The sequence below is a fragment of the Aquimarina latercula DSM 2041 genome (genome assembly GCF_000430645.1).
GTDB classification, from domain to species: domain Bacteria; phylum Bacteroidota; class Bacteroidia; order Flavobacteriales; family Flavobacteriaceae; genus Aquimarina; species Aquimarina latercula.
Map to the genome: position 1 here is coordinate 495,783 of NZ_AUMK01000004.1, position 17,967 is coordinate 513,749.

9 protein-coding genes are annotated in these 17,967 nt (G+C 33.2%); 5 read left to right on the top strand and 4 right to left on the bottom strand.

Annotated elements, in window-relative coordinates; genetic code table 11:
* Positions 1-5 precede the first annotated feature (5 nt).
* The 5 genes from H526_RS0106275 (at position 6) to H526_RS30670 (ending at position 8,272) form a co-directional block, all read left to right on the top strand.
* Positions 6-1,034: a DUF368 domain-containing protein gene (locus H526_RS0106275; RefSeq protein ID WP_027392209.1), complete on the top strand. Its 1,029-nt coding sequence runs from the start codon at positions 6-8 to the stop codon at positions 1,032-1,034.
* On the top strand, positions 1,031-1,759 hold the full coding sequence (locus tag H526_RS0106280; protein WP_027392210.1) for a shikimate dehydrogenase family protein: 729 nt from the start codon (positions 1,031-1,033) through the stop codon (positions 1,757-1,759). Before H526_RS0106275 ends, H526_RS0106280 begins: the two co-directional genes overlap by 4 nt.
* Before the next feature lie 139 nt (positions 1,760-1,898).
* On the top strand, positions 1,899-3,929 hold the full coding sequence (locus H526_RS0106285; protein ID WP_027392211.1) for a DUF349 domain-containing protein: 2,031 nt from the start codon (positions 1,899-1,901) through the stop codon (positions 3,927-3,929).
* Positions 3,930-3,932: 3 nt separating this feature from the next.
* On the top strand, positions 3,933-4,559 hold the full coding sequence (locus H526_RS0106290; RefSeq protein WP_027392212.1) for a class I SAM-dependent methyltransferase: 627 nt from the start codon (positions 3,933-3,935) through the stop codon (positions 4,557-4,559).
* Between the two features lie 266 nt (positions 4,560-4,825).
* A complete protein-coding gene (locus H526_RS30670; RefSeq protein ID WP_051336012.1) occupies positions 4,826-8,272 on the top strand; it encodes a starch-binding protein in 3,447 nt (1,148 codons plus the stop codon).
* A gap of 225 nt (positions 8,273-8,497) precedes the next feature.
* Here H526_RS30670 and H526_RS0106300 read toward each other — a convergent pair whose 3' ends face one another.
* The 4 genes from H526_RS0106300 to H526_RS0106315 all read right to left on the bottom strand — a co-directional run bounded on the left by H526_RS0106300 (position 8,498) and on the right by H526_RS0106315 (position 17,834).
* A complete protein-coding gene (locus H526_RS0106300) occupies positions 8,498-9,862 on the bottom strand; it encodes a RagB/SusD family nutrient uptake outer membrane protein (protein ID WP_027392213.1) in 1,365 nt (454 codons plus the stop codon).
* A gap of 12 nt (positions 9,863-9,874) precedes the next feature.
* Positions 9,875-12,883 (bottom strand): SusC/RagA family TonB-linked outer membrane protein, encoded by a 3,009-nt coding sequence (locus tag H526_RS0106305; RefSeq protein WP_027392214.1) that lies wholly within the window; start codon positions 12,881-12,883, stop codon positions 9,875-9,877.
* A gap of 494 nt (positions 12,884-13,377) precedes the next feature.
* Positions 13,378-14,784 (bottom strand): RagB/SusD family nutrient uptake outer membrane protein, encoded by a 1,407-nt coding sequence (locus tag H526_RS0106310; RefSeq protein ID WP_027392215.1) that lies wholly within the window; start codon positions 14,782-14,784, stop codon positions 13,378-13,380.
* Between the two features lie 26 nt (positions 14,785-14,810).
* A complete protein-coding gene (locus tag H526_RS0106315) occupies positions 14,811-17,834 on the bottom strand; it encodes a SusC/RagA family TonB-linked outer membrane protein (RefSeq protein ID WP_035084607.1) in 3,024 nt (1,007 codons plus the stop codon).
* Between the last annotated feature and the right edge of the window lie 133 nt (positions 17,835-17,967).

Genomic DNA, 17,967 nt, shown 5'->3' on the forward strand with positions numbered 1-17,967 from the left:
TATCTATGGCTCAAAACACCAGAACGTTTAGCGATAAGTTTTTTCTAGTCATTAAAGGTTTGGCTATGGGAGCCGCTAATAAAGTACCTGGTGTTTCTGGAGGAGTTGTAGCTTTTGTTGCTGGTTTTTATGAAGAATTTATTTATTCATTGCAGAAAATAAACCTAAAAGCATTTAAACTATTTATCAATTTTAGATTCAAAAGTTTTTGGAGATATATAAACGGCCGGTTTTTAGCACTATTGATCTCAGGAATGTTAATTAGCTACTTTAGTGTTTCTAAAATTCTTGATTATCTAATTATCCATTATGAACTGTACGTTTGGGCAGCATTTTTTGGAATGATTATAGGATCAATATACTACATAACCAAAAATTTTGATGAGTGGAATAAACGCAATATATGTTTTATTATCATAGGTACTATAGTCGGAATAAGTATTAGTTTACTTGAACCTGCAAAGGAAAATGACAACTTATTCTTTGTCTTTTTTTGTGGTATAGTCGGAGTTTCTGGTATGACACTACCTGGATTATCAGGCTCTTTTATCTTAATCTTATTTGGTAATTATGTGTTATTATTAGTAGATGCTGTAAATGCTTTATATGACACTATAGCTGATTTAATACGGTGGGATTTATCTTTTATGGAAAATGCTAAAAGGTTACGATTGCTCCAAGTTCTTGTAGTATTTAGTTTAGGCTCTATAACTGGCCTAGTTACATTATCGCACTTTTTAGGATATGTATTAAAGCATTACAAAAATGCAACTTTTGCTGCTATTATTGGTTTTATAACCGGTTCTTTAGGAGTTGTTTGGCCATGGAAACATAAAATGTATAAAAAAAATGATCTAGGAGAAATATTGATCGATGCACAAGGAAATCCCATACTGGACAACTACGATCGCTACCTTCCAGATCTTACAATAATACCAACCTATGCTGCTTTCTTTTTTATTTTAGTGGGTATAGGGATTGTCCTTTGGTTGGAATGGTATGGCGAGAAAACATTAAAAACCAAACCAACATGAACACATACGGATTATTAGGTAGAGATATCGGTTATTCATTTTCTAGAAACTATTTTTCTAACAAATTCGCAAATGAAAATCTGGATTGTTCTTATCAAAATTTTGATATCAAAACGATCGATGATTTAAGAACTATAATACAAGATTCAGATATCAAAGGAATGAATGTAACCATACCTTATAAAGAAGAAGTAATCCCCTTCTTAGATTCATTGGATCCTACTGCCAAAGAAATTGGTGCTGTAAATGTAATTAAGTTTAACAAAGACGGAAAACTAACAGGTTATAACAGTGACTATTACGGTTTTACAGAATCTTTAAAGCCATTATTAAATGAAAAGATTAAAAAAGCTCTAATCCTAGGAACCGGAGGAGCATCGAAAGCAATTGCTTTTGCATTAAATAAATTAAATATAAAACACAACTTTGTATCTCGAAACCCTGATTTCAAAGAATTGAGCTACAATGATCTAGATGAAGATATTATTAGAGAATTTAAATTAATTATAAATTGTACTCCATTGGGGACACACCCTAATGTAGAAAGTCACCCAAACATTCCTTTTGAATATTTAAGTGAACATCACGTTTTATACGATCTTATTTACAATCCAAAAGAAACCACCTTTATGAAAAAAGGAAAAGAATATGGAGCGAAAACTAGTAATGGTTTACGTATGCTAATACTCCAAGCCGAGAAATCTTGGGAGATCTGGAATCAATAATTTTTCATTTCCTATATCAGAATTATTATATAATTCCTACAAATGTAATTCCTAAAACAGCTCATTTGCTTTGAGTTTATATAAGATGTTAGTATCTTAGTCAATCGTTAAGCTCAGACAAACAAAAACATTTTATATAATGTCCACACACGATAACCTGCCAGAAGCAGATGGAAACGAAGAGAACAATACAAAGGCTATAGAAGAAAAAACTGTCACAGAAGTTACTGAATCACAGTCAACTCAAGACGATCTATCTGAAAAAACTACTGTAAAAGAAAAGACTGCTACAGAAGAACTACCTGCAGAAGAACCATCTACCGAAGAAATTACAGCTACTGAAGAAATAAAAAAAGAAGAAGTTATCTCTGATTCTGAAAATGAGATCCAAAATGAGATGGATCAGGCAGTAGCAAAAGATAGTGAGGATGAAAGCAAGTTAGAGCGACACGATATAGAAAAAAAAGACTATCATGCAATGAGCAAAGATGAGCTCATATCTGAATTACGCCACCTTATTAAAAGCGAAAAGATCCAGGCAATAAAGGAGCATGTGGAGGAAATTAAAACTGAATTTAATGCTAAGTTTAATGAGGAAGTAGAGCAGAAAAAAGATGAATTTTTAGCAGATGGCGGTAATATAATTGACTTCTACTACTCTACTCCATTAAAAAAAGAGTTTAATTCTGTTTATTTTGATTATAAAGAAAAAAGAAATGCATATTACCAAAATTTAAAGAAAGATCTACAAGTTAATCTTCAAAAAAGATTGGATATAATTGAAGAATTAAAAGGGCTATTAAATGTAGAAGAAAACATTAATACTACATATAACCACTTTAAGGAAATAAAAGAAAGATGGCATAATGCGGGTCCTATTCCAAGAGATAAGTATAATACAGTTTGGAACACATACCATCATCACACAGAGAACTTTTATGATTTTCTTCATCTAAACAGAGATTTTAGAGATCTGGATTTCAAACATAATTTAGAGCAAAAACTTAAGATTATTGAGCGTGCCACAGAATTAGCTCAGGAAACTGATGTAAATAGGGCATTTAGAGAATTGCAAATTCTGCATAAAATGTGGAAAGAAGATTTGGGCCCAGTAGCTAAAGAATATAGAGAACCTATATGGGAAAAATTTAGTGCTCTTACTAAAAAGATACACGAAAACCGTCAAGATTTCTTTAAAATACAAGATAAAGTTTACGAAAAAAACCTAGAAGTAAAACAAGAAATTATTTCTAAGATCATCAACGTAGCTTCCGATCATCCAAAAAATCATGGCGGATGGCAACAAAAAATCAAAGAAATAGAGGCTCTAAGGGAAGAATTCTTTCAAGCTGGAAAAGTACCTTCTAATGCTAATGAAGAAACTTGGAGTCAATTTAAAAGTACGGTAAGAGATTTTAACAGAAATAAAAATGCATTCTATAAAGGTCTTAAGAAAGATCAGTTCGAAAACCTAAATAAGAAAATGGAACTCATCAAAATCGCTGAAGATAATAAGGATAGTGATGATTTTTCTATAACTACACCGCTAATGAAAAAAATTCAAGCGGATTGGAAAAAAATAGGTCACGTTCCTAGAAAAGACAGCGATAGAATATGGAAACGATTTAAAGATGCCTGTAATTCTTATTTTGATCGAATCCACGCTGAAAAAAATGAAGCTAATAAAGAAGAAGTTGCTTCTTATGAGAAAAAATTAGCGCACATAGAAGCACTTAAAGAACTAAAATTATCTGGTGATCCCGAAACTGATCTTACTACAATCAAAGAAAACATTAACGTTTGGAAGAGCCTAGGTAGAGTTCCTTACAAAAAGAAAAACATAGAATCTGATTATAATAAGGTCTTAGACACCTTTTTTGAACAACTAAATCTTAGTAGACAGCAAACTGAGATGATTAAGTATGAAAACAAACTTAGTTCTCTTGCCAATCAATCAGATGATAGAGCACTTAGAAATGAGCAAAACTTCATTCGTAAAAAAATAGATGAAGTTCATGGTGAAATTCGCCAATTAGAAAATAATCTACAATTTTTTAAACACGCAGATGATAACAACCCTCTGGTAATAGAGGTAAAGAAAAACATTGGAAAACATAAAGACAGTTTACAAGTCTGGAAAAACAAGCTTAAAAAAATTAAAGAATTATAATCTATGAATTGTGCTCTTTGTGGATCAGAAACCGTAGAATTTTCTGTTACCGAAAAAAGAGGCTATTATCAGTGTACTCATTGTGATGGGATTGGAATGTATCCATCATATTTTCTATCTAGTATAGATGAAAAAAACAGGTATGATACTCATAACAATGATGTGACGGACGTTGGTTATCAAAATTTTGTGTCCCCCATAGTGAATTCCATTACAGATGAATATAAAAAAGAACATAATGGTCTGGATTTTGGAAGCGGTAGTGGTCCTGTGATCACTTCGATGTTAAGAAATATAGGATACAATATCACTACATATGATCCATTTTTTGATCCAAATCCAAAAGCATTAGACCAAACCTATGATTACATTGCATGTTGTGAAGTAATGGAACACTTTTACAATCCAAATCAAGAGTTCAAATTATTACACTCCTTATTACAGGAAAAAGGAAGTTTATATTGTAAAACCTATCTTTATAACCGATCTATTGATTTTAATTCTTGGTGGTATAAAAATGATCCGACCCACGTATTCTTCTACACACAAAAAACTTTAAATTGGATTAAAACCAACTATCATTTTAATGATCTATCAGTTTCCGATAAATTAATATGTTTCAAAAAATAAGTTTTTAAAACATGTATTAAAATTATTGGCACAGGGTGTTAGTATATAACCACTTCTAAATCTTATCAACACGAAAACGTTTGAGTAAAAAAACAATCAAATTAATACTCAATTATTGCTTAAATTAGTAAATCATCATTTTTTAAACTAAAAAAGTATCACCTCTTTAACAAAAACCACCTAATCAAATCAATATGACAATATAAATCACAACTTCTGAAAGAAGTATAAAATTTCACACAAACACAATTCAAACACTAAAACTTATGAAAAACTCACTACCTAAACTTCTAGGCATAATATGTCTATGGAGTCTATTTCTCAATTCTAACATTCTAACAGCGCAGACTGATTTTAGAGAAGAAACAATTTATTTTTTAATGACCTCTAGATTTTTCGATGGAGATTCTAGTAATAATGCAGCAACAGAATGGTCCTCGTACAATCCTGATCCAACAATAAATCCAACAATTACGGATCCAGAAGATGTAACTTGGAAAGGAGATTTTAAAGGGTTAATCCAAAAACTAGATTATATTAAAGATCTCGGGTTTACCGCTATTTGGATAACACCAATTGTACACAACAGAAGCCCTTTAGATTATCACGGGTATCACGCATGGGATTTTACGAAAGTAGATCCTCGATTAGAGTCTCCCGGAGCTACCTTTCAAGATTTAATAAATGAAATTCATGCTCGTGATATGAAAATTGTTCTAGATGTTGTAACCAATCACGCCGGTCGTTTTGGTATAAAGGATGTCGCTGAGATAAAATATAATACAGATCCAACAAAACCTTGGTACGCTCCAGATAATCCTAATTGGGAATATGACGGTTTAACTCCTAATCCAGAAGATGGTTTAATATGGAGTAGAGCGAATTTACAAAAAATGCCTCCACCATATAATCAAGATCTGTCCGCTTACAATTTCCCTGGCAAAGAAAGCTATGTTGATACATCTGATCCGGATTGGTACCATCATTCTGGAAATGGTTTTGCGCAAGGATTTGATGATATAGAAAATTTACAAAACAGAGCACTAGCTGGTGATACACCTGATCTTAATACAGGTAGTCAAGTGGTTAGAGATTATCTTGTAAATGCCTATGCCACGTATATAAATATGGGAGTAGATGCTTTTCGTTGGGATACCGTTAAACATATGAGCAGAGAGGATATTATTTATTTTTACGATGCATTTAAAGCTATCAACCCCGATCTATTTATTTTTGGAGAAGTAGCACAAAAACGTCACGAACTACATCCTGTTGATGAAACTAACCCACATTATTATACTTGGAGAGGAGAAGTTAATAATTCAGAACCTTTAGATCTTGCTGTAATAGATTTTTTCGGAGAAGCCACTTTTCACGGTACTTTTGAAGAAGGACAATCTTTTCCAACAGTAAAAGCAGCTGCAAGATATGATAATCTATATAGCGACCCTTCTACCTTAGTTACTTGGTTAGACAATCATGATTTTGGCCCAAATAATGACTGGAATAGACGTTATGGTGGATCTGATGAGAATTTAGCTGCTTGCATGAATTTCATGTTCACTTGGAGAGGAATCCCGACCGTATATTACGGAACAGAAATGCGATTTAAAGCCGGAGAGTTTAATGATATTCATGACGCATCTGGAATCGAAAAATCCATCAATGAAACCGGTAGAGCATACTATGGAGATGTTATTGATCAAGCTTCTAATCATCAGATATACCAACATATTAAAAAACTAAATGCTATTAGAAAAGCTGTTCCCGCTTTACAAAAAGGAAGTTGGGATTGGAAAGAAGCTCCCGGAAATGCTGTATCCTATCGAAGAATATATCAAAATAGTGAAGTTGCGGTAGGGTTAGCAAAAGATGGAGATGCATCATTCTCTATTTCAGGAATGACAAATGGTTTATATAGAGATGCAGTTACTGGTCGTGAAATTGCAGCACAAAATGGGATATTAAACTTTACAGTAACTTCTGGATCAGCAGGAATTTATGTGTTAAATGGACCTGGACTTATTGGAGGTTGCGGAGGTGGTTTTTTCGAAAATTGCGTTAATGGCCCTAGCAATCCTGTTGTTATTATTAATCCTAATATTACAAATTCTGAAGATCCTATTCAGGTTACTCTTGAAGGTGTAGGTGGTGCTGGAGCTCCTTATGCTATTTATTACACTACTGATGGTTCTAATCCTAATGCTTCTAGCATTGCTTATAATAGTTCATTTACTATTACCGAATCGACTACTATAAAAGCAGTTACTTTTGATAAAGATGGTACTGCTTCTGATATTATTACACAAAACTATCGAATTGGCCCCATAGAAGGATTACACGTTTATTTAAAAAAACCATCTTCTTGGTCTCAAGTAAATGTACATTATTGGAATGAATCGCCAGACGTTTTACCTCCAAGCAATTGGCCAGGACCTCAGATGAATCGAATAGACAACTCTGAATGGTATGAATATATTTTCGAAGGAGTACAAAGCACTAACCTATTATTTAATGATAATGGTGGTGCTAAAACAGATGATTTAAGTAGAAATAAAGATGGTTGGTATGATAATGGTATATGGTACGATACGGATCCAAGAATTACAGGAAATACGCCTCCAATAATATCCATGTCACCTGAAGGTGGATCTTTTAATATTGGAGAAACCGTAAGTATATCATTAAGCGCTACAGATAATAATCCACAAGGAATAGAAATCTATTATACTTTAAATGGTGATGAACCTTCTATTTCTTCAGATAAGTATACTGCCCCATTAAGTATTACATCTGACACAACTATACGTGCTATTGCATACGATGTAGAAGGACTATCTTCTCAAATTATCAGTAATTCATTTACTTTTTCAGATAATACATCTGATTCAATGACAATATATTTTAAAGGTTCATTATCTAATCCAACTATTTACTACTGGAATACAACTCCAATTAACGCAACAGTTCCTTGGCCTGGTGTAACAATGAATAATATTGGTAATGAATGGTATTCTTTAAAACTTGAAGGAATTAATTGTTCTAATATAATTTTCAGTAATAATGGAATATCGCAAACACAAGATCTACAAAGATGCGGAGATGGATGGTATTACAATGGAACTTGGTATGATAGTAACCCTGAAGTAAGTCAAGACTTAACAGTGTACTTTAAATCAGACTCATATACATCTCCAACTATTTATTTTTGGAATGCTACTCCTTCTAACTCAACAACTGGTTGGCCAGGAGAACCTATGACATTAGCGACAGATGGTTGGTACCGATATACATTACCAAATACTTCTTGCTCTAATTTTATTTTTAGTAATAGTGGGGTTTCTCAAACACCAGATCTAAATCGTTGTCAAAATGGGTGGTATTATAATGGAACCTGGCACGATCAAAATCCAGATGCAATAAGGTTAAATGATACTAATATTAAAGATGAAACATTAGATAAGAATATTAAAATATTTCCTAATCCTATAACCGAAAACTCTGTATTACAATTAGAAATACTAAAGAATAGAAGTGACGTAAGGATAGAACTTATTAATTTATATGGAGCTTCTCAAACTATTATTAATACAAAAGTAAGCTTAGGAAAGCACCAATATAAACTGGCAGAAAAATCTCTAGCAAGTGGTATTTATTTTTGTAAAATAACTATTGACGGTAAGTCTTCTACTAGAAAAATTTTAAAACAATAAAATTTCAAGAAAAATTCTTTTAAAATTAATTACCCGTTTAAAACAATATTTAAACGGGTAATTTTTTGGGATATAAAAAGGATATACACAATCTTCGGTCTTATTTCCCTAAGAGATTAAAACTGCCCAGAAAATTATTTTGAATCAGATTATAGTTCATTCCACTCCGTAGATTTCGTCTGATTATATTTCCAGGCAGTTTTGAAAAATATAAAAACTCAACAATTAACTCCCATATCCTGGATTTTGTATTAAATTCGGATTCGCATCTCTTTCTCTTTGAGGAACTGGCATTACCAAAAAGTTATCATCATAATTCAACGGACCTACAGTACCTTGTAATCTTTTAATATCGTGCAAAGTAAAACCTTCAAACGCTAGTTCGCGTTTACGTTCATCAATTATATCTTGTAAAGTAACAACTCCAAGTGCTCCAGCATTTGACCTACCTCTAAGTGCATTAATCTCTACCAAAGGATCTAACCCAATTGCTGTTGTTAATCTGAGATTGGCTTCAGCTCTAATCAAGTGCATTTCTGCAATGCGTAAAAATGGAATATTAGCAAACTGTGATTGCCATTTGGTTGTAGCAGTCCCGCCAGAAGTTGTATAAAAAAATTGTGATCTATCATCATTTACATCATCAAAAATATCAAAAAACGAACTATTTATTGACACATCAGGGTTTCCTGATCTACCTCCAAATGCCTGGCCTGCCCAAAAAGTATTCATTTGATTTATACCATCTTGACTGGTAACTTGCCAGGCAAAAATATCTTCACTAGAGTCCCCATCATTGTTAAACGCTCCATCATATGTCTCTGTTAGAGAATGTCCGCTATTTTGTAAAACATCATCAGCGGCATCTCTCGCTCCTGTATAATTGCCTTGTTGCAAATATACTCTAGCTAATAACGCCTGTGCCGCATATCTATCAGCAAATACTCCATTAGAATCAGGAAGCAAATTGTAAGCATTTTGAAGATCAGAAATCACCTGACCATACATTTCTTCTACAGAATTTCTTAAAGGAGAAGTGATATCACTAGGGTTTAATATTGCATCTAATACAATCGGGGCGGCAAGTTGAGAATTGCCTCCAGCTGCATCATATGATTGTCCAAATAATCTCGCTAGATCGAAATAAACTAAAGCACGAAGAAACTTAGCTTCTCCTTCTACTCTATTTCTTTCTGATTCATCTTCAAATACACTTAAGTTTGCTAATACAATATTAGCCTGATTATTAACCTCATAAGCGTTTAACCAATAATCCCTTACGAAAGTATTGTCCGGTACTAGTTGTTTTTCTATTAATTGAGCTGGCTGTTCAAAAGTACCATTCCAAGAAAGATCTGTATCATTACCAAGTAATTCTGATGCTAAATTTATTTGACCACCGTATGAAACGGCTTGTCCAGCTTCATCATAAATACCTGTTAATATATTTTGCAAATTAGCAGGATTTGATGTAGCTACTTCTGGTAATAAACTTTGTTCAGGTGCTAACTCCAAATTATCCTCACACCCAAAAATCGAAACAATCAGTGCTGCGATCATTATCAGTTTTATATATTTTAATGTTTTCATATCAATACGTTTTTAAAAATCAATATTTATACCTAGTGTGTATGTTTTAGCAGGAGGAGCTGAATAAAAAGTCTCTCCTACTTGAATATTAGAATCTCCGTTAAAATCCGCAGTAGATTCTGGATCGTATCCATCATAGTCAGTAAAAGTGAGTAAATTAAAACCTGTGAAATAAACTCTTACTCGTTCCATATAAAATTTCTTTGTTACCTCTTGCGGTATGGTATATCCTAAAGTCAAATTTCTTAATCTTATGAAATCTGATTCCTGAAGGTATCTTGTAGATGCCTGCTGTCCATTTGTACTAAACAAACGAGCTTGTGGAACATCCGTGATATCTCCTGGTTGTTGCCATCTTCTTAATTGATCTGTAGTTTGGTTATCGAAAAATCTTGCATTTCCCGATTGAAATCGTCCGCCGTTATTATATATCGAGGCACCCCATTCTCCTTGAAAAGTAAATGCAAAATCAATTCCTTTATAAGATATATTATTAGTAAAACCAGCTATAAAATCAGGGTAAGGGCTACCAGCTATAATTCTATCTGCCTCATTAAAATTATTTGTAGTACTTCTATCAATTGAACCATCTGCATTCACAGTATTTCTAACAAATAAAGCATCTCCATTAGCCGGATCAGCACCTGCAAATTCTACTACATAAAATGAAGAAACCGTTTCACCTTCTCGTACAATGTTTCTCCCTGCTATAATATCTCCACCTGGCAATTTAGTTACTTCATTATCAATCGTAGAAAGATTTAATGATGTACTCCAACTACCATCTGCAGAAACAATATTTTTTGTATTAATAATGAATTCAAATCCTCTATTTTTCATTTCTCCTACATTTCTAGTAATATTAGGAAAACCTGAAGCTCCCGGAACAGGCTCATTTAACAGAAGGTCATCGGTATCTTTTACATAGTAATCAATTTCTCCAGAGATTCTATTATTTAAGAAACCAAAATCTAATCCTATATCCACCTGAGTTGTTTTTTCCCATTTAAGTGCTGGATTTCCTAACTGAGTAGGAGCTAATCCCGCTCTTTGATTATATGGAGTTCCTTGAAACAAACTCAAACTTGCAAAATTTCCAATACCTGCATTACCTGTAATTCCCCAACTTCCTCTAAGTTTTAGCAGTGAAACAACTTCTGAACTATTAAGGAACGATTCTTCTGAAACTATCCATCCCACTGATGCTGCTGGGAACCATCCAAATCTATTTTCATCCCCAAATCTAGAAGAACCATCATATCGTAAACTTGCATTGAACAGATATTTATCGGCAATTGAAAGTGTAGTTCTACCAAAGTAAGAGAGAAAATTAAATCTAGTTCGGCTAGATCCACCTGCTGTAATTTCTGCTGCGCTATTTAATGTTTGTAAATCATCAGAAGGAAAACCTTGACCTTGGGCAAACTGCAATCTTCGCTGACTATCTTCATAACTCATTCCTAAGGTTCCTTCAAAATCAAAAGTATCATTAAACCTTTTATTGTAGGTGAAGTAGTTATTTAAATTATACTTTTCTGTTTGAACAGCATTTGCAGTTCCAAATCCACCAACCGAAGCTGACTCAGTAAGACTTCCGGAAAAACGTTCTGCTACCTGAGATAGAAAATCATATCCTATCTCTGATCTAAAACTTAATTCAGGTAGAATTTTATATTCAGCATACACATTTGCTAATACTCTCCAGATATTCGTTTTGAAGTTTCCATTAAATTCTTCTGTCAAAAAATTATAATATTCCGTAGATTCATTATTAGGAGAAACACCGTCTGCTAAATACGCAGGAGAAAGTGGTGATTGCGCTATTGCCTGAAGTGGGGTTGCAAATGCATTATCATTAGAAATTCTGTCTATTATAGATTTCGAAACACTTGAATTAGTTCCCACTCTAAACTTTTCAGAAAGTGTATGATCTATATTTGTTCTAAAAGAATATCTTTCTAATTGATTTCCACGAACAATACCATCTGTATTATTATATGCGGTAGACATAAAAAATCTTGTTTTTTCGCTTCCACCTGAAACCGATACTCCAAAATCTTGTACTGATCCATCTACCAAAGCTAATTCTTGCCAATCCGTATCGACTTCTCCATTTCTCCAATCTAATCCATTAGCATAAAAATCAAATTGCCCTTCTATTCCGGCTTGAGTAAAACCAGCGTTTAATGCAGATTCTGTTACTAATTCTACATACTGTTCTGCATTAAGCCAATCTCTAATATTCGTAGCACTACTAACTCCATAAGAAGAATTAAGTGACACTTTTGTTTTCCCTTGTTTCCCCTGTTTTGTTGTAATAATAATAACTCCATTCGTTCCTCTGGCTCCATAAATAGCGGCAGAAGAAGCATCTTTGAGAATATCGATTGATTCTATATCATTAGGATTTAATGCAATTAAAGGGTTAATTGGGGAATCATTAATAGATTCATCAGAATTAGTTATTGGAATACCATCTACTACATATAAAGGTTCCTGAGAAGAAGATATTGTAGATATTCCTCTAACTCTTACCTTTACTCCTCCTTCTACTTTACCGTTTAATTGTGTTACTTGTACGCCTGCTGCTTTACCTGTCAGGGTACTTTGTAAACTTGGAGTTGGTATTTCATTAATTTTATCAGAAGAAATAGAAGCTATATTAGCTGTAATTTTCCTTCTAGATTGTGTCCCAAAACCTACTACTACCACTTCTTCTAAAGCACTAACATCTTCTTCAAGGACTACGTCTATCATATTTTGATTGGTAATTATTATTTCTTGCGAAATATATCCAAGAAAAGAATACATAATAATTTCTTGATTTTCTGCTTCTATAGAATAGATTCCATCGAAATTTGTTTGGGTTCCTCTTTTTGTTTTCTTAATAATTATATTAACTCCTGGAATAGGTAATCCGTTACTGTCTGTTACAGTTCCAGATATGGATCTTTGTTGCGCTAATGCAATACTCGATATAAAAAAAACGAGTATTAATAATTTGTAATGGTTGATTTTCATAATTGAAATTTTTCAAGATTTATACTCCAATATTTAGTCATAACATAAAAGAAGGCAAGAGTATATTGAAGGCTAACTCAATAATAACATCACCAATATGATTAAACTACACAATTATTATTGGTAATCTCTTGCCCGTTCCTTTAATGATTGAGTGATAAAGGAACTTATAGAAGTCAAAAAAATGGATAAAGCCTATCAACGTTTACCTTGCCGATAAAAATTTACTTATGAAAATGAATAGTAGTGTTTTATATTTAATCAAGACGTTTCATTGTATTTCACTAAAGGGATTAATCAATTAAACGAAATGAACAATCTATACATCTAATAGCTATAAGTTAATAGTTAATCAAATTCAATTATACTATATGTTTACCTTTTATATCTAACCATCAAAATAATATGCTTCACAAATTTAAATCTTGAAATATGGAATAAAGAAAGGTCTACTTTTCAGTAGACCTTCCCTTTCCTTACATGTTTTATTATAATTAGAAACCAGGATTTTGTTCTATAAATGGAGATAATTCCCTAATCCCTTGAGGTATTGGATATATAGTTTTATCCATACCTGGAGCAGAAAGAGCTTCGTTTGGTTGATCCGGTCTTCTTAAACTCAAGTTGTTTCTTAAAAGATCCATTCGTCTTTGTCCTTCAAAAGCCAATTCTTTTCTTCTTTCATTTAAAATAATATCTAAATCAACACTTGTTAAATCAGATAATCCTGCTCTATTTCTTAATAGATTAATATCTTCCAGTGGTGTTGAACCCACAGAAGAACTTGCTCTAAAATTAGCCTCTGCTCTTATTAAATACATTTCTGTAATTCTTAATACAGGTGCGTCATCAGAGTTGTTAACGTCCTCCGGAAATTTATTAGTAAATATTCTATCCGCACCTTCAGCTCCAGGTCCAGTTTGAGTCAAGTTATCAAATCTTAAATCTCCAGGCTCTTCAGCATATGCATCTAACAAATTTTGAGAAAAAGGAACATCACCTCTTCCTCCAGGGACAGGATTACTTAATCCTGAAAATCCTTGCCCAGATGTCTGACCTGTTACTGCATCATTTATTAATGTAAATACATGTTCTGGTGAATCTGGAGAGTCATAAAAAGTATAATCAGGAGCTAAACTATAGAAGGAATCGTTAATTACATCGTTTGCAAAATTTGCAGCATCACCCCAACGTTCTTGATACAAATACAATTTCGCTAATAGCGCTTCAGCGGCTCTTGAACTAGCTCCTATTCTATTATTGGTTTCTAAATCAGGAATGATAGCTAATAATTCCGTTTCTACAAAATCATATATTTGCCCTAAAGTTACTCTAGGTAACTCTTGACCTTGTTCTGATGTAACTACAAGAGGTACGCTCAAATTATTTGCTCCTGCTCCAATTTGTAAAGGTTGTCCGAAAATTGTTGAGATATTAAAGTATACTAAAGCTCTTAAAAACCTAGCCTCTGCTATAGCTCCTGTACGTTGTTCTTCTGTAAAGCTCTCATCTGGTACTAAAGGAACATTATCGATAACTAGATTTGCAGCTCCGATAACTTCGTAACTATCATCCCATATACCAAATACCGCTCCATTAGCAGATAATGTAGCATAATCTCTTATCTCTCCAAATGTGGTAAAAGTACCTATGAAATCTACATTATCAGACTGCCACTCTGTAATAAATTGTAATGTTCCGTTAAGTACATTATCCTGTTGTGCTCTATTATATATACCTGTTACAGCTCCTAATGCTAAGGAACCGTTTGAAAACACAACCTCATTAGCCGTATCATCCTCTGGTAATAATTCTATTCTATCTTCGCAAGAAGTCGTTAGTATTACCAGTAAAATTACTAGTAAACTAAACTTATTATTTTTATTTATACTTGTTTTCATACGTGTATATTATATCGTTAAATTGTTTAGAAGGACAAATTAATACCAAAAGTATATGTTGAAGCTTGTGGTAAAGTAAAGAAATCTTGTCCTATAGCACCAGCACCATTAGATCCATTTGATACTTCTGGATCATAACCATCTAACCCATCACTTTTAAAAGTCAATAAGTTTGTAGCAGTAGCATATAACCTTACTTTATTAATAAAAATCTTATCTAAAAAATTATCAGAAAGTGTATATGCTAAAGTTACATTCTTTAATCTAAGGAAAGACCCATCTTCTAATTGAGCTGTAGAATTTTGATTAAATGTATTTATTGTTGGGCTATCGGGACTAGGTATTAGAGCCTGATCTCCTGGTTGTTGCCAAACACTTAAAACTCTTGATGATTTATTAAAACCGCTTATTGGGTTTTCTGTAAATGTTCTAGAAGTTAATAATATGTCATTACCTACAGAGAAGTTAAATAATGTATTTAACGACCAATTTTTATATGTAAACACATTCGAAAATCCTCCAACTACATCAGGATTTGCTTGACCAACTATTCTTCTATCTGCATCCGTTGGGGTTGTTGTAGGATTACCATCAGCATCAAGCCATTCAGCATCACCTGTTTGAGGATTAACTCCAATATATGGAATCAAATACCATGAATTTGCAGAATGTCCTTCTATTGCTCTCTGTCCTGAAAATGCAAGTGACCCACCTGCTTGAGCAACAAACCTATTTCCATTCTCATCTACGCTTGCTGATTCAGGAAGACTTGTAACTTCATTCTTGTTAAATCCAAGATTTAGACTAGAGGTCCATTTAAAACCGTCATTAGCTCCTTTAAAAATCACAGCGTCCATAGAAAAGTCTACACCCGTATTCTGTAATTCTCCAATATTTTCATTTCTTCCATTCAGTCCAAAATTAAATGTAGGATCCACAGGAACAAATAAAATTAAATCATCTGTAACTCTTTCATAATACTCTACATTAAAAGACAATCTTCTATTAAAAAAAGCGGCAGTTAACCCTACATCCCAAGTCGTAGTACTTTCCCAACGTAAATCTGGATTTGCCAAAGTGAATGGAGTTAACCCTGAATTACCATTAAAGTTATTTCCTGTAAACAATCCTAAAGAAGGGAAGTTTCCTATTCTATCATTACCAGTTGTACCATAACTCCCATTTAATTTTAATCCTTGAATCCAATCAACGTTCTGCATGAATGATTCATCAGAAACATTCCATCCTACTGCCGCCGACCAAAATGTACCGAACCTATTGTTTGCACCAAATCTTGAAGAACCGTCTCTTCTTACAGTACCTTCAACAATATACTTACCATTTGCGTAGTCATAAGAAGCTCTACCTAAATAAGAAACTAATCTAGTTGCATCTCCGCTTGAAGAAGTAACAGGAAATGTCGAAGCTGATTCAATATTCAATTGAGCATCAGATAAGAAACCTGTACCTTGAGCTTGTACATTTCTAAAAGCATTATCTTCATAAGAGAATCCTCCAAAAACATTTAAATTATGTGAATCACCGAAACTCTTATTATAGGTAAGAATACTATTAAGTATATATCTATTTTGTTGGAAAACGGAGTTTGCCGCAGATCCACCTGGAGTTAATAGATCAACATTTCTTTGTTGGTTTTCTGTAAACACCCTATCTATTCCAAAATCTTGTTTAAAACTTAATCCATCTAATAAAGACGATAAATTAAAATCTAAAGATCCATTTCCAACGATTCGTGTAGTTGTCGATAAATTTAGATTTAATAGTTCTTGAGCTATTACATTGCCCCCACCTACGTTACCAGCTGTCGTAAAATTACCTTCATCATCAAATGGTTCTACATCTGGTCTTTGTAATAATGCAATAGTATATGGAGAAGCAAAAGCATTCTCTGCTGGTACTCTATCAAATCTGTTATGAGAGATATTTGCATTTAATGTTGCTGTCAACCAGTTACCTGCTTTCGCTTGGACATTTGATCTAAAACTAGTTCTCTCTAGATTATCACCTACTCTAATACCTTCTTGGTCTTCTCTTGTTGCGCCAATAAAATAGTTTCCATTTTGATTACCACCTCGCACACTAAAATTATATGATTGTGTCGAAGCAGTTCTCAAAACCGCATCTAAAGCATCAAACTCTCCTCCAGCACTAGTCAATGGACTTGCTCCTACCGCTGAACCATTTCTAATAAGTGTTGTAAAATCAATGAATTCTTGAGCATTTAATAAATCTGGCGAATCTGTAATAGATGCAAAAGATGTGTTAATGTCTATATCCACCGTAACTTTTCCATCTTTTCTTCCGCTCTTAGTTGTAATCAATACAACTCCATTGCCTCCACGTGAACCATATAATGCTGCTGCTGCTGCTGATTTTAGAACAGAAATACTTTCAATATCATTTGGGTTTATATTAGCCAAAGGATTAATCCCTTGTCCCGAACCTTGTCCAAAAGTAGTAAAGTTATCACCTAGTACTATTCCGTCGATAACAAATAATGGTCTTGTGTTACTACCAATTGAATTAGTACCTCTAATATTAATTGTAGGAGAAGCTCCTAAACCTCCAGAACTAGAAAAAACCTGTACTCCTGCCGCTTGTCCTTGTAGTATATTTTGTGGAGAATCGGCAACAATATCCTGTATATCATCACTTGAAACTGTAGTAATACTGGTAACCAATTTTTTTTCGATCTGCGATCCATAAGCAACTACTACAACTTCCTCCAACTCAGCTGCCGAGGCTTCTAATTGCACATTAATATTATTTGAATCGCCTACCACGATTTCTTTGGTAGCAAAACCCACATAACTAAACGATAGTACAGCTCCTCTATTTGCCTTTATACTATAATTTCCATCAAAGTCCGTTTGCGTTCCGTTGGATGTGTTTTTAACAATAACATTAACTCCCGGTAAGGGTAAGTCTTTATTATCCGTTATTAATCCAGTGATCATTTTTTCTTGTGCTAAAGAAATACTGGATACAAAAAATACAAACAACAGTAATTTGTAATTAATTTGTTTCATAAATTAAATTTCATAAAATTAAACCTCCGTTAGAAATTGCAAAAAGAGAAAAAGAATATGATAATGATGGCTAATTCAATCTATCTATTGACTTTTTATAAAATGTATAAGGCATTCTGTAGATTAAAAAATT

Excerpts from the sequence above, each read along its gene's own strand:
- H526_RS0106310 (WP_027392215.1), bottom strand. The coding sequence starts at position 14,784 with ATGAAAACAAGTATAAATAAAAATAATAAGTTTAGTTTACTAGTAATT.
- H526_RS0106280 (WP_027392210.1), top strand. The coding sequence starts at position 1,031 with ATGAACACATACGGATTATTAGGTAGAGATATCGGTTATTCATTTTCT.
- H526_RS30670 (WP_051336012.1), top strand. The coding sequence starts at position 4,826 with ATGAAAAACTCACTACCTAAACTTCTAGGCATAATATGTCTATGGAGT.
- H526_RS0106315 (WP_035084607.1), bottom strand. The coding sequence starts at position 17,834 with ATGAAACAAATTAATTACAAATTACTGTTGTTTGTATTTTTTGTATCC.
- H526_RS0106300 (WP_027392213.1), bottom strand. The coding sequence starts at position 9,862 with ATGAAAACATTAAAATATATAAAACTGATAATGATCGCAGCACTGATT.
- H526_RS0106290 (WP_027392212.1), top strand. The coding sequence starts at position 3,933 with ATGAATTGTGCTCTTTGTGGATCAGAAACCGTAGAATTTTCTGTTACC.
- H526_RS0106305 (WP_027392214.1), bottom strand. The coding sequence starts at position 12,883 with ATGAAAATCAACCATTACAAATTATTAATACTCGTTTTTTTTATATCG.
- H526_RS0106275 (WP_027392209.1), top strand. The coding sequence starts at position 6 with ATGGCTCAAAACACCAGAACGTTTAGCGATAAGTTTTTTCTAGTCATT.
- H526_RS0106285 (WP_027392211.1), top strand. The coding sequence starts at position 1,899 with ATGTCCACACACGATAACCTGCCAGAAGCAGATGGAAACGAAGAGAAC.